The following is a 14,161-nucleotide window of genomic DNA, read 5'->3' as shown; positions in this document are numbered from 1 at the left end:
AACAACGCAAAAACCTCAGGCAAGTGAAAGGCCTTTTCTCAATGCCATCTTCCTATGCACCGCTTCTCTTACTGGCGTTACCTTTTGTCGAGATTGCAGGTTTTATCATTGTCGGAAGCCATGTGGGTGTATTGGCAACCATCGGCCTGCTGATTTTGAGCGCTATACTGGGCTTTTTTCTGCTGCGTATCCAAGGTTTCAGTCTGTTACAGCGCATCCGCTCAGAAACAGCTGCCGGTCGTGTTCCTGATCGTGAAGTTGTGCATGGCGCCATGCTGGTAATGGCGGCCATTCTTTTGATCGTACCGGGATTTGTCACCAGTGCTTTTGGCTTGCTGCTTTTCATGCCGCCTGTGCGCGATTTTGTCTGGAACCGTTTTTTACGCGGTAAAATGGTTGTTGCCGGAACTTATACAAATGCCGGCAGTTACACCAATCATACAAATTACAGCGACAGATCTAATGATGACAATATCATTGATCTCGATCCTGAAGATTTTTCCAGTAAACCTGATCCGAATTCACCATGGCGACCAAATAATCAGGATAAATGAAGCTTGAAGCTTCAAGATTTAAAGCAGTTTCTTGCCTCATAGAGAAACACATGCTAGCCAACTGAACTGAATTCGGGACATTCAGGATCCCGCTCAAACAAAAAAAGGTTTTTTTGAAAATGGCAAATGAAGCGACGAATGGAAACGGTTCGGCTAATCCAGCTGTTGAGCCATCACTGAATATTCTGGCTCAATATATCAAGGATCTTTCATTCGAAAGCCCGGGCGCGCCGATGTCACTGCGTCCGCGTGAAAAAGCCCCTGCAATCAGCATCAATGTCAACGTCAATGCCAACCCGATTGCGCAGGACGATTTTGATGTTGTGCTGACCCTGACCGCCAAAGCAACCGACGATAAAGACGTTCTGTTCAATGCAGAACTGGTTTATGGTGGTGTATTCCGTATTCAGGGCATCCCGCAGGAACATGTTCTGCCGCTGTTGTTCATTGAATGCCCGCGCCTGCTGTTCCCGTTTGCCCGTCAGATCATTGCTGATGCAACCCGTAATGGCGGCTTCCCGCCACTGATGATCGACCCTATCGATTTTGCTCAGATGTTCCAGCAGCGCATGGCTGAAGAACAGGCTAAAAACGCCGTTAAAAGCTAATCAGTTTTAAAACTCAAACATAAAAAGGCCCGGATAAACATCCGGGCTTTTTATTGAACTTTATCCGGTTTTAACCGGACATATATTTTTTCCAGATCGCTTTATCACCCATTTTGGCCACCAAAGCATCATGGGCTGATTTTTCAGTCTCGCTTATCCTTGGAGCCAAAGGTGAGGGGCGTTTAACCAATTGAACTTTTTGGCCAGAACCCGATTGGTTGCTATTTTCCTGACCTCTGTCACTGTTTAAACCAAGCGCCGTCTGTTTACCGCCGATCAACTCGATATAAACTTCGGCCAAAATTTCAGAGTCAAGCAAGGCGCCGTGCAATGTGCGGTGGCTGTTATCAATGCCATAACGACGGCAAAGCGCATCAAGCGTATTGGGCCCCATCGGATTACGCCGGCGGGCCAGTGCTAATGTATCTACTATCCGGTCGGTACCGATCGGCTCGCGCCCCAAACGATCCAATTCCGCATTAATAAAACCAAGGTCAAACATCGCATTATGCGCGACCAGTTTGGCACCCTCAAAAAATGCAAGAAAATCATCCGCTATATCGGCAAAAACCGGCTTATCTAAAAGCTGTTCATTGCTGATACCATGCACAGCCAATGCATCCGGATGCACTTCTTTGCCTTGCGGGTTAATATAGACATGAAATGTGCGACCGGTGAGGAAACGATTGACCATTTCCACGCCGCCGATTTCAATAACCCGATCGTCCACACGGGAAAGACCCGTGGTTTCAGTATCGAAAACGATTTCACGCATTTTCATTTATGCCTTTTTGCCAAACTTTATTTGTGCCTCAACCATTGCTCAATTGTGCGATGATTGCATTAATCTGCTGCTGCATAGCCTCAAAACTAACATTGCTATCAATGATAAAATCAGCTTTTGCACGCTTTTCGTCATCACTCAGCTGCCGGCTCAAAATAGATTCAAATTTTTCAACCGTCATACCTTCTCTGGCCAGCACACGTTTAAGCTGAACATCGGCCGGAGCACTCACGACCACAATGCAATCCACCCGATCTTTACCTCCCGCCTCGAAAAGTAGCGGAATATCAAGCACCACCATCGGCTCGCGATCAAATTTTGCCTGTTCCAGAAACATGCTTTCTTCTTCATGCACCAATGGATGCACAATTGATTCAAGCTTTTTCATAGCCTGGCTATCATTGAGCACTGCCTGCGACAGTTTTTTACGGTCAACCATACCGTCAATCACTGTGCCCGGAAAAGCCTGCTCAATCAGCGGGCTGGCTCGACCGGCATAGAGCCGGTGCACCGTTTCATCAGCATCATAAACCGGCACACCAGCCTTCTCAAACATTTTGGCAGCGGTGGATTTACCCATTCCGATAGAACCGGTCAGACCGACAATGATCATTTTATTTTGCCATATCCTCTAAAATATGTGCACGCAAAGCCTCTGTTACCCGTGGGCGCACACCAAACCAACGCTCAAAACCCGGCACTGCCTGATGCAGCAGCATACCCAATCCATCCGCAGTTTTTAATCCGGCTGCCTCTGCCTTTTTCAAAAACCCTGTTTCCAGTGGAACATAAACAATATCCGTTGCCAAGGCATGTGGCTTGGCTTGTGTCAGATCAAGCGGAAAGTCATCTTCGTGGCCATGTCCGCTCATACCAAGCGACGTTGTATTAACGATCAGACCAGCCGATTGCACGAGGGTGTCTGCATCTGCCCATTCATGAGCAGAAATTGCAACATCATCGCTTTTGAAATGTCTGGCCAATTCTTCCGCACGCGCCAAAGTTCTGTTTACAATATAAATGGTTTTGAAACCACGCTCTTTCAATGCATGGATAATGGCACGTGAAGCACCGCCTGCGCCTAAAATAAGAGCTATGTCTGCTTTGTCCCAATCAGGCGCCTGTGCATCCAGATTGGCAGCAAAACCATAAGCATCGGTATTGCTGCCGCAAAGCACACCATCTTCCAGCCAAAGCGTATTGACCGCACCAATGGCTTTGGCTGCATCATCCAGTTTGGCACACAGCTTAAAAGCCTCTTCCTTATGAGGCAGGGTGACATTGCCGCCAACCAGACCTTGTGCATTCAGTGTTGTTGCAAAAGCAGCAAAGTCTTCGGGTGCCACTTCCCTGGCCTGATACGAGCCTTGCAAATCATATTCCCGCAGCCAAAATCCATGAATGAGCGGCGAGCGTGAATGTTTAATCGGATAGCCGGTTACAAAGGCTTGTTTTTTTTCAACCATCAATCAAACTTTCTTCGCGTAATTTTTGCAACAGCGGCAACAAAGGCAGGCCAATGATGGTGAAATAATCGCCTTCAATTTTTTCAAACAATTGAATGCCTTCGCCTTCCACCTGATAAGCGCCGACACTTGATAATGCGATATCACCTACACGCCCCAGATAGCGCCCGATGAATTCAGGTTTCAAATGACGCATGGTCATATAAGCAATTGAAACATGGCGCCAAATTGTTTCGCCATTTTTGACCAGCACGATACCGCTGTTCAACTGATGGGTTTTGCCGGAAAGTTTTAAAAGGTTATTACCTGCTTCTTCCAGATTAGTGGATTTATGAAAAATTTCGTCGCTCAGAGATAAGGTCTGGTCACAACCGATAATGATCGCATCGGGATATTTTGCACTTACAGCTAAAGCTTTTGCTTCTGCCAGCACGACAGCCACATCTTCAGGGGTCGCACCCGAACGATAAAGCGGCGCTTCGACTGCGCGCTCGTCAATATCGGCATTTTCCGTACCAAATATCAGACCGGAATTATTGAGAAGCTGCGCCCTGAACGGACTTTTAGACGCTAAGATAAGGGAAGTGGTCACTGTTGATCTCATTTCTTGAACAGTCTTTATCAGCGATTGCGTGGCCGCAGTGCCATAATAGCAGCTGCGGTTTCTTCGATCGAACGGCGTGATACATCAATCACCGGCCAACCATGACGGGCACACAAATTGCGCGCATAGGTCAGCTCTTCTGCAATTGCTGCTCTGTCGGTATAAAATTCATTATGAAAATCAGCAACCGTGCCGAGCAAACGATGCTGGCGCACCTGTGAAATACGTTCAGCCGTGGCAATCAAACCGACAATCAGCGGTTTCTTTGCATTGATCACTTCATCTGGAATGGGCACACCGTTTACTATCGGCACATTGGCGGTTTTGATGCCGCGATTAGCCAGATAAATGCTGGTTGGTGTTTTGGATGTGCGCGAAATGCCGACTAAAACAACATCTGCTTCTTCAATATCAGGTGGCAACAAACCGTCATCATGCTCCATGGTAAAATTGAGCGCATCGATACGGCGGAAATAATCCGTATTCAGAACATGTTGCGCACTGGCGCGTCTGTGTGCAGCCAGCCCTAAGTAAGACTGAAATGTTGCCAGCACCGGCTCCAAAACAGAAACACAGGGAACCCCCATGGACGCGCATGATTGATCAATCATCGCAGCCAGTTTTTGATCAACAACTGTATAGAGAACAATACCCGGTTCAGCATCAATTCCTTCCAGAACTTTGCTCAATTGTTTCTCGGTTCTGATCAGCGGATACATGTGCTCAATGGCACGCGCATTGGTGTATTGCGCGGCTGCTGCACGCCCTGCGGCAATGAGAGTCTCTCCGGTCGCATCAGAGATCAAATGCAAATGAAAGTAAGAAAGCGATTTTGTCACAGTTTTCTGATCACCCTGTTGACGGTTGTGCGTAAGTTTCAGTGCCTTATGACTATCCCCGACAGGCTGGTGGAAACTTGCCAAGTCATCCACAATTCGCATGCCTGTATAAAAACTTTTGACAGGGATGTGCATAAATTTTGATTGATGAAGTTCTATCATACTTATCCAATAGTTTTCCACAATTTGCAGTGGATAGTTATTTTACGCAAGTCCTTAGGATTCAAAGTAAATTTAGCCACCCATTGCTTTTTCCCGAATGATCGGTGATTTATGCACACATCAAAGGATCAGAGTGAGTGTGCTGTGGGTAAATTAAAGGCAAACATTAATCCCCAATACTAACAGACTCTAAGAATCATAAGATTCCAAAATCCTTCCTTTCTTTACTAATAGCGCCTGAGGATAACTCCGCTGGAACGCAGAAGGAAAAACGATGAAACGGAAAGTTTTAAGAGTTATTGACGGTGAAACAGTGTTTCCACCACCAGTTTGGATGATGCGTCAAGCTGGTCGTTATCTGCCTGAATACAAAGCAAGCAGAAAAGAAGCAGGAAGCTTTCTTGACCTGTGCTACTCACCTGATTTTGCTGTTGAGGTAACACTTCAACCAATTCGCCGTTTTGGCTTTGACGCAGCCATTCTCTTTTCTGACATTCTGGTTGTCCCTCACGTTCTTGGACGTGACCTTCGCTTTGAAGAAGGACGTGGTCCTTTAATGACCCCGATCACACCAGATGAAATTGCTGCTTTAAATATTGAAGGAGCTGAAGAAAAGCTCGCACCTGTTTATGAGACGGTCAATCGTCTACGTCATGAATTGCCGGATGAAACCACTTTGCTCGGATTTTGTGGTGCGCCCTGGACTGTCGCGACTTATATGATTGCCGGTCACGGCACACCGGATCAAGCACCAGCTCGTCTTTTTGCCTATCAGCATCCAGAACTGTTTGAAAAGCTTTTGAATGATCTGGCGGATATTTCGGCCGCTTATCTGATCAAACAACTTGATTCAGGTGCTGATGCTTTGCAGATATTCGATTCATGGTCGGGTGTTCTGGATGAAGATTGCTTTGATCGTTTCTGCGTCAAGCCGGTTGCGCGTATTGTTGCGAAAGTCAGAGCGATTTATCCCGATGCCCGCATTATCGGTTTTCCGAAAGGTGCAGGTCTGCTTTATAAAGATTACCGTGAAAAAACCGGTGTGAACATCTTGGGGCTGGATTGGACAGTTCCATTTTCTTTTGCCAAGCAATTACAGGCACAGGGCGCCGTACAGGGCAATCTCGATCCATTGCGGGTGGTTGCCGGCGGAAAAGCGCTTGATGAAGGCGTAGACGCCATTTTGAGGCATTTAGGGCAGGGTCCGCTTGTCTTCAACCTGGGGCATGGCATAACACCACAGGCACCGATTGAACATGTACAGCAAATGTTGGATCGGATAAGAAATCAGTCATAAGGAGATACTTATGACTGCTGAGACTAAAAGTTCCGGTTCCAAAGTTGTCATTCGGGCAATGAGTTCGCTTGCCATTGTCCTGATCGGTTTTGGTATATTGTTTCACGTGAATCCTGAAGGGGCTTATAATTGGATTAAAGCCCTTCATGTGATTGCGGTGATTTCCTGGATGGCAGCCATGCTTTATCTGCCGCGTTTGTTTGTTTATCATTCAACAATCGCGGTGGGTTCCGAAACATCTGAGCTTTTTAAAGTGATGGAACGCAGACTGCTGCGTGTTATCATGAATCCGGCCATGATCATTGCATGGATCACAGGTCTCTGGATGGCTTGGGACATGTTTGCCTTTAAAGGTGGTTGGTTGCATACAAAACTACTTTTGGTTGTTTTGATGTCGGCTGCACATGGTGTTTTGTCAAAATCCATGCGCCGCTTTGCTGCAGATGAAAATACCAAGTCAGCGAAATATTGGCGGATTTTCAATGAAATACCGACAGTTTTGATGATTTTAATTGTTATTATGGTGATTGTGAAACCATTCTGATGATGGTTTTATAAACCGATTTAGAAAGCGTCGTTTGTAAAAACGACGCTTTTTTATTATCTAACGGAAACAAGCTTTGAGAGAAAATAATCAGTGCTATTCATTTGCCACTTGCTCTTGATGGCAAAAATCATTATGTATGGAGCACTTCCCACCTGATAAGCAGACTTTCGATGTCGATCATGGTTTAATGATCACTTTTCCGAAAATTGCATTTTTTCCCTTACATTTTAATGAGTTCCTCACCCATGCAGGAAATGAAACTACAAGAACTAAAAAATAAAACGCCGGTTGATCTGCTGGCTTTTGCTGAAACACTCGAAGTCGAAAACGCCAGTGCCATGCGTAAGCAGGAACTGATGTTTGCTATTTTGAAAAAACTGGCCGCTCAGGAAGTCGAAATTATCGGCGAAGGCGTAGTGGAAGTTTTGCAGGATGGTTTTGGTTTCTTGCGCTCAGCAAACGCAAACTATCTGCCAGGTCCTGATGATATTTATATTTCACCGTCGCAGCTGCGTCGCTTCTCTTTGAAAACCGGGGATACGGTTGAAGGGCCGATTCGTGGCCCTAAAGAAGGCGAACGTTATTTCGCATTGTTGAAGGTCAACACTATCAACTTTGAAGATCCGGAAAAAATCCGGCACAAAGTTCACTTTGACAATCTGACACCGCTTTATCCGAATGAGCGCTTTAAAATGGAACTTGAAGTTCCGACCAATAAAGATCTTTCAGCCCGTGTGATTGATCTGGTAGCGCCATTGGGTAAAGGTCAGCGTGCTTTGATCGTGGCGCCACCACGTACCGGTAAAACGGTGCTGTTGCAAAATATTGCGCATTCGATTACGGCCAATCATCCTGAATGCTACCTGATTGTTCTTCTCATTGATGAACGTCCGGAAGAAGTGACCGACATGCAGCGCTCTGTTAAAGGTGAAGTGATTTCTTCGACCTTTGATGAACCGGCAGCGCGTCACGTTCAGGTCGCAGAAATGGTGATCGAAAAAGCCAAGCGTTTGGTTGAGCATGGACGTGACGTTGTCATCCTGCTCGATTCCATCACCCGTCTTGGACGCGCTTACAACACTGTTGTGCCCTCATCAGGTAAGGTTTTGACCGGTGGTGTGGATGCCAATGCTCTGCAGCGTCCTAAGCGCTTCTTTGGTGCAGCACGTAACATTGAAGAGGGCGGTTCGCTCACCATTATTGCAACCGCTCTGATCGATACGGGCAGCCGTATGGATGAAGTGATCTTTGAAGAATTCAAGGGTACTGGTAACTCTGAAATTGTTCTGGATCGTAAGGTTGCTGATAAGCGTATCTTCCCGGCAATGGATATTCTGAAATCCGGTACCCGTAAGGAAGATTTGCTGGTTCCGCGTCAGGATCTTCAGAAAATCTTCGTTCTGCGTCGTATCTTGGCACCAATGGGCACCACTGATGCGATTGAGTTCCTCAATGACAAGCTCAAGCAGACAAAGAGCAATGGTGAATTCTTCGATTCCATGAATACATAATTTGGAAACATCTAAGAACTAGCCTGCAATTTAAAAATGCCTCGCTTCAAATCTGAAGCGGGGCATTTTCTTTTAGAAGCTTTTCAAGATCATCATTTGAATAAACCGGCAGCAGACACTGGTTACCGATGCATAGATATGCCGATGGGTGATTGATATTTTGCAACCCGATATGTGGTATATTTGTTTCACGCATTTCATCATTATCAATAATCTTAATAATGTCTGTGCGTCTCATATCAATCATCTGATTGGTGATTTTAATCATCGGGTGATCCACACTATCTGTAAAGATATGTAAGATCATCGCTGATTGAGAAATGAGTGCTGCATTTAAAATGCCGGCCTGACCATAGGTAAGGGATTGAATACGGGTGAGGGCGCGCTGAGAGAGTGCTTCTACGTGTTGCTGTAACTCATAATCCTGATCCACTAATGCCAATCGTGCCAAGGCTTCGATCAGCTGCGCTGTAGCGCTTGGTGTGGCATCATCCTGATCAGCATGGATATGAATGATCACATCATCTTGTGTCAGCGCTGTGAGACGATAATCACCATTTTCATCACAATGGTTATCATTTAATTCAACGATTAAGCGCCGCGCATCTAACATATAATGTTCGTCACCATAATAGCCATAAAGCGCCACAGCAGCATTGATCATAGCTGCATAATCCGATGACAAAGCAGGCACAGTGGCAACGTAATCAGCAAGGCTATGCGCCAGCGGTTGATTGTTTAAACTGCCCATAATTGCTGCATATGTATTCCTGCCTAGCTCGATCCAATCGGGCCGATCAAAAACACGTCCTGCATTGACAAGTGCTACAATCAACTGACCGTTCCAATCAACCAGCAACTTATCATCGCGGGCAGGCGGGATGCGTTGCTGGCGGGCTTCGAACAATCGTTCTTTGCACCGCAGCAAAAATTCTTCATCTGGCGTTTCAACGGATGAATGCAGACGGTTGAGAATATTGCAGCCTTCCCAATTACCATGTGATGTCACATTATAGGCGGCACAAAAAGCAGTACTATCGTAACCTAGGAGTTCGTCGATCTCTTCATTTTGCCAGACGTAATATTTGCCTTCTACACCTTCGCTGTCAGCATCAAGACTGGAAGCAAAACCACCTTGTGGTAATTCCAATTCTCTTTGCAGCCATTCAATTGTTTCTTCGATTCGTATACGTAACAATTTCTTTTGGCTATAAGCATAGGCAAAGCTGCTATGTTTGATCAGCTGGCTATTGTCATAAAGCATTTTTTCAAAATGCGGTACCAACCAATGATCATCAACACTATAGCGACAAAGCCCGCCGCCAAGATGATCATAAATACCGCCTTGCAACATATTCCGAAGGCTTAAGTGAAAAGCGTCATAGGCTGATTGATCTTTATGATTTAAATGTTGCAGCCAAAGGATTTCCATCAATGGTGCACTTGGAAATTTTGGAGCACCTTTGATCCCACCATAATGTAGATCAAGCATGCTGCTCAGACGCTGCGTATACGTTTGATGCAATTCGAGCGCATTATGCTCATGAGATTGAATATTGATATTCTGAGCCAAGCGCTGTCGAATATGCTCAGTAATGACACGGGAATTATGGTTAACCTTTTCTTTATCCTGATGATAAAGTTGATTGATCCCGCGCAGCACATCGTCAAAACCAGGGCGATTATAACGTGAGTGCGGTGGAAAATATGTGCCACCCCAAAATGGTTCAGCATCGGGTGTTAAAAACATAGTGAGCGGCCAGCCGCCTTGTTCACCCATCGCTGTTAAAGCTGCCATATAAATCTGATCAAGATCGGGACGCTCTTCGCGATCAATTTTAATATTGATAAAATGCTCATTCATATAGTGAGCAATCATTTCATCATCAAAGCTTTCATGCGCCATGACATGACACCAATGGCAGGCCGCATAGCCGATTGACAATAAAATTGGTCGGTTTAATTGTTTTGCCAGTTCTAATGTTTCTTTAGACCAGATTTGCCAATGAACCGGTTGGTCTGCATGCTGGCGTAAATAAGCACTGGAAGACAGTTTTAACTGATTGGAAAGCTGAACTGTCATGACTTCATCCTTGAAATTGATAAGGCAGGATGCATCTGATTGAAGACCGTCACATTTATGCTGCGACCATCAACCAAATACGCTAGATAAATCCTGTTATGAATTATCATACAGAACACTGATCTTTTTAAATACGGTAAAATGCTATGAATGAGAGTAGTTTCCACGATACGATTTTCGCTTTATCCAGCGGGCGTCTTCCTGCTGGTGTGGCAGTTATTCGCGTATCTGGCCCCCAAACTCGATTCACTATCGAAACGATTTTCGGAAAACTACCCGAAATCCGTCGTGCAGTATTTGGCAAATTTCATAGCGTGGCTGGAGAATTATTAGATCAGGGACTTTTAATTTATTTCAAAGGTCCAGCCAGTTTTACTGGTGAAGATTGTGCTGAGTTTCATCTTCATGGTGGTGTTGCTGTTGTTGAACGTTTTTTAAATGAACTATCGCATATGCAAGGATTGCGGTTTGCTGAAGCAGGGGAGTTCACCCGTCGCGCTTTTACCCACGGTAAAATGGATCTGACGATTGCTGAGGGGTTAGCTGACTTGATCAGCGCCGAGACTGAAGGCCAGAGACGCTTAGCACAAAATGTTGCTTCTGGTGCGCAGCGTGATCTTTATAATGATTGGCGCACTAAACTCATTCAAGCACGCGCATTGATTGAAGCAGAACTCGATTTCGCTGATGAAAGTGATGTGCCTGGTTCTGTTTCAGATCAGGTTTGGGACGCTATGGCATTATTAAATCGCTCCATTCAGGATCATATTGCTGGTGGAAAACGCGCTGATATACTTCGCGATGGTTTTCAAATTGTTATTGCTGGCGAGCCTAACGCGGGAAAATCCAGCTTATTGAATCTTTTGGCAGGCCGCGATGTCGCAATTATTTCCGATGAAGCTGGCACGACACGTGATCTCTTAGAAGTTAAACTCGATCTTGCAGGCATACCTGTTTACGTAACTGATACTGCAGGTATCAGAGAAACAAAAAATAAGGTTGAGAAAATTGGCATCGAGCGTGCTTTAGAAAAAGCACGCAAGGCTGATTTAGTTTTACTATTGGAAGATCTGACTACACATCAGCGCACAGATTTATCTGATGATTTTGCTGATGTTGAAACTTGGCGTATCGGAACAAAAATTGATTTAACACATGATTATAAAAGCGAGGATTTTAAGACCTGCATTTCTGTGACAAGCGGAGAGAATATTGAGCAGCTTATTGTTGATTTAACTGTAGTTGTATCATCTCAAGCCGGTAATTTATCTGAGGTAGTTCCAACACGCCTTCGCCACATTAACTTATTGAAACGGACAGCACTCGAACTCGAAAATGCAATTCGCAGCATTCATCATCCATTGGAGTTGCGCGCAGAAAATCTTCGCTTAGCTTCTCAATCATTGGGACGTATTACTGGTGACGTCGACGTTGAGGATATCTTGGATGTTATCTTTTCGGAATTCTGCATTGGAAAATGATTCACGTGAAACATATGCGTGAATTAAAACTCTAAAATCTATCTTGGGATAAAAGTGTTTCACGTGAAACATTTCAGTGGAATCCATAAATGGCGCTTGACTCATTATAGAGCTTATGAGTCAGCATTCTCCATTCTCCATTCTCCATTCTCCATTCTCCATTATTAAGCCATTATTTTGGCTAGCGCAGTATGAAATATTTCAAAATTTTGATTAATAAGCAGGAGAGCTGTGCAATGAAATGCTCTATCTTTTTTTAAACAAACATGGCAAAGAGTCATTAATCAACTCTTCTAGTCAGGAATTTTTACCATGACTGTATCTTACGACGTCATTATTATTGGTGGCGGACATGCTGGCTGTGAAGCTGCCGCTGCTTCTGCGCGAGCTGGCGCACGCACTGCCTTGGTCACGCATAAAGCGGATACGATTGGAGTTATGTCTTGTAATCCTGCCATTGGCGGTTTAGGGAAGGGGCAACTTGTTCGCGAAATTGATGCACTTGATGGATTGATGGGGCGAGTTACCGATCAATCAGGCATTCAGTTCCGTTTGCTTAATCGCAAGAAAGGCCCTGCCGTCCGGGGTCCAAGAACACAGGCCGACAGAAAACTTTATCGCCAGGCCATGCAGCAAGCAATTGCTGAGCAAGATAATCTGGTGGTTATCGAAGGTGGTGCAGACGATATCATCACGAAGGATGGAAAAATTACCGGCGTCAAGTTAATGGACGGCCGTGAGATTTTATGTCGATCTGTTGTTTTAACATCAGGTACATTCCTTAATGGTTTGATTCATATCGGCGAAAGAAATTTTCCTGCTGGCCGCATGGGTGAGAAGCCGGCGCTTGGCTTAAGCGATAGATTAAAGCAGTTAGGCTTTGCACTAGGACGTTTGAAGACTGGGACACCGCCGAGATTATCGAGTAAAACTATTGATTGGGATAGTTTAGAAAAACAATCGGCGGATGAACACCCACTGCCATTTTCTATGTTGACTGACCGCATTACAGTACCACAAATTGATTGTGGTATTACCAGAACAACTGCAGAAACGCACAAAATTATTCGTGCCAATCTTCATCGCTCTGCTATGTATTCCGGCAATATCGAAGGAATTGGTCCGCGCTATTGTCCGTCGATCGAAGATAAAATTGTCAAATTCGGCGATAGGGATGGCCACCAGGTTTTCCTGGAACCTGAAGGTTTAGATGATGATACTGTTTATCCAAATGGTATTTCATCATCATTACCGGAAGAGGCACAACTTGCGCTTTTGAAGACTATTCCAGGCCTTGAAAATGCACGCATGCTTCAACCTGGTTATGCCATTGAATATGACTATATTGATCCGCGCGAACTCAGCCGAACTCTTGAAACCCGTAAGGTTGAAGGACTGTTCTTTGCTGGTCAAATTAATGGTACGACTGGTTATGAAGAAGCTGCAGCGCAAGGGTTGTTGGCAGGTGTGAATGCGGCTAGACGTGCCTCAGGTGATGAGCTTGTTATCATTCAGCGTACCGAAGCCTATATTGGTGTGATGATTGATGATTTAACATCACGCGGTGTGAGTGAACCATATCGTATGTTTACGTCTCGAGCGGAATTCAGATTGTCACTACGTGCCGATAATGCTGATGAACGCTTGACACCACTGGCTGAAAAATTAGGCATTTTATCAACGGTTCGTCGTGTGAAATTTGCTGCAAGACAGCAAGCGTTGACCTTCGCCCGTGATTTAGCTCAAACAATCAATATTAGCCCCAACTTGGCTGCAAGCCATGGTTTGCATTTAAATCATGATGGTGTGCGCCGTAGTGTTTATGATCTGCTTTCTTACCCGAATATTGATATGGATCGTATCATTTCAATTTGGCCTGAATTTGCAAACTTCCCTGAAGTGACGCGCGAAGCTTTGCAAACGGAAGCTCAATATGCCGTTTATCTGGATCGTCAGAAAAATGATATTGTTGCGATGGAGCGGGACGAAAAACTATTTATTCCGGAAAGCCTTAATTATGCTGGTATTTCTGGTCTTTCAAATGAATTGAAACAAAAGCTTGAAACCCGCAGACCGGCAACAATTGCTGAAGCACAGCGTGTTGAAGGCATGACACCAGCAGCTGTCGCACTGTTAATTGCGCAAATACGCAAGCACTTGCGTCGTACAGAAGCACTTGATCAGGCAGTGTAAGTGTTATTGTTAATTGATTTTATTTGAATGAG

13 protein-coding genes are annotated in these 14,161 nt (G+C 45.0%); 7 read left to right on the top strand and 6 right to left on the bottom strand.

The genetic code is table 11. The features are described from left to right. Positions 1-41 precede the first annotated feature (41 nt). The gene (locus JNC77_RS00900) at positions 42-554 is read left to right on the top strand and encodes an FxsA family protein (RefSeq protein ID WP_374828848.1); all 513 of its coding nucleotides are present in this window, start codon (positions 42-44) and stop codon (positions 552-554) included. A gap of 119 nt (positions 555-673) precedes the next feature. After that, positions 674-1,162, top strand: a complete 489-nt coding sequence (gene secB, locus JNC77_RS00895; RefSeq protein WP_374828847.1) for a protein-export chaperone SecB — start codon at positions 674-676, stop codon at positions 1,160-1,162. Positions 1,163-1,232: 70 nt separating this feature from the next. On the opposite strand, the gene dnaQ is transcribed toward secB, so the two are convergent. The 5 genes from dnaQ to JNC77_RS00870 are packed head-to-tail and all read right to left on the bottom strand — an operon-like array spanning position 1,233 to position 4,855. Next, positions 1,233-1,937, bottom strand: coding sequence for a DNA polymerase III subunit epsilon (gene dnaQ, locus JNC77_RS00890; RefSeq protein ID WP_374828846.1), 705 nt, complete (start codon positions 1,935-1,937; stop codon positions 1,233-1,235). Positions 1,938-1,974: 37 nt separating this feature from the next. After that, positions 1,975-2,559, bottom strand: a complete 585-nt coding sequence (coaE, locus tag JNC77_RS00885; protein ID WP_374828845.1) for a dephospho-CoA kinase — start codon at positions 2,557-2,559, stop codon at positions 1,975-1,977. A gap of 1 nt (position 2,560) precedes the next feature. After that, a complete protein-coding gene (locus JNC77_RS00880) occupies positions 2,561-3,412 on the bottom strand; it encodes a shikimate dehydrogenase (protein WP_374828844.1) in 852 nt (283 codons plus the stop codon). Continuing rightward, complete coding sequence (locus JNC77_RS00875) at positions 3,405-4,004, bottom strand: Maf-like protein (RefSeq protein WP_374828843.1); 600 nt, start codon at positions 4,002-4,004, stop codon at positions 3,405-3,407. The genes JNC77_RS00880 and JNC77_RS00875 overlap by 8 nt, the downstream gene beginning before the upstream one ends. Before the next feature lie 29 nt (positions 4,005-4,033). Next, positions 4,034-4,855: a pyruvate, water dikinase regulatory protein gene (locus JNC77_RS00870; RefSeq protein WP_374830386.1), complete on the bottom strand. Its 822-nt coding sequence runs from the start codon at positions 4,853-4,855 to the stop codon at positions 4,034-4,036. A gap of 436 nt (positions 4,856-5,291) precedes the next feature. Here JNC77_RS00870 and hemE point away from each other — a divergent pair, with 436 nt between their 5' ends. The 3 genes from hemE (at position 5,292) to rho (ending at position 8,372) form a co-directional block, all read left to right on the top strand. Further along, entirely contained in the window at positions 5,292-6,314 is a 1,023-nt protein-coding gene (gene hemE / locus JNC77_RS00865) for a uroporphyrinogen decarboxylase (RefSeq protein WP_374828842.1), read from the top strand. 10 nt (positions 6,315-6,324) lie between these two features. After that, on the top strand, positions 6,325-6,858 hold the full coding sequence (gene hemJ / locus JNC77_RS00860) for a protoporphyrinogen oxidase HemJ (protein ID WP_374828841.1): 534 nt from the start codon (positions 6,325-6,327) through the stop codon (positions 6,856-6,858). A 248-nt stretch (positions 6,859-7,106) separates the two neighbouring features. Next, positions 7,107-8,372, top strand: a complete 1,266-nt coding sequence (gene rho / locus JNC77_RS00855; protein ID WP_374828840.1) for a transcription termination factor Rho — start codon at positions 7,107-7,109, stop codon at positions 8,370-8,372. 46 nt (positions 8,373-8,418) lie between these two features. Here the strand turns inward: rho and JNC77_RS00850 are convergent, their stop codons facing one another. Continuing rightward, on the bottom strand, positions 8,419-10,455 hold the full coding sequence (locus tag JNC77_RS00850) for a thioredoxin domain-containing protein (RefSeq protein WP_374828839.1): 2,037 nt from the start codon (positions 10,453-10,455) through the stop codon (positions 8,419-8,421). Between the two features lie 146 nt (positions 10,456-10,601). On the opposite strand from JNC77_RS00850, the gene mnmE reads away from it, so the two are divergent. Further along, positions 10,602-11,936 (top strand): tRNA uridine-5-carboxymethylaminomethyl(34) synthesis GTPase MnmE, encoded by a 1,335-nt coding sequence (gene mnmE / locus JNC77_RS00845; protein WP_374828838.1) that lies wholly within the window; start codon positions 10,602-10,604, stop codon positions 11,934-11,936. A gap of 312 nt (positions 11,937-12,248) precedes the next feature. Then, positions 12,249-14,129 (top strand): tRNA uridine-5-carboxymethylaminomethyl(34) synthesis enzyme MnmG, encoded by a 1,881-nt coding sequence (gene mnmG / locus JNC77_RS00840; RefSeq protein WP_374828837.1) that lies wholly within the window; start codon positions 12,249-12,251, stop codon positions 14,127-14,129. Positions 14,130-14,161 lie beyond the last annotated feature (32 nt).

This window comes from Paenochrobactrum pullorum (genome assembly GCF_041929845.1).
Taxonomy (GTDB): domain Bacteria; phylum Pseudomonadota; class Alphaproteobacteria; order Rhizobiales; family Rhizobiaceae; genus Paenochrobactrum; species Paenochrobactrum pullorum.
This window is presented reverse-complemented; position numbering and strand designations above follow the sequence as displayed.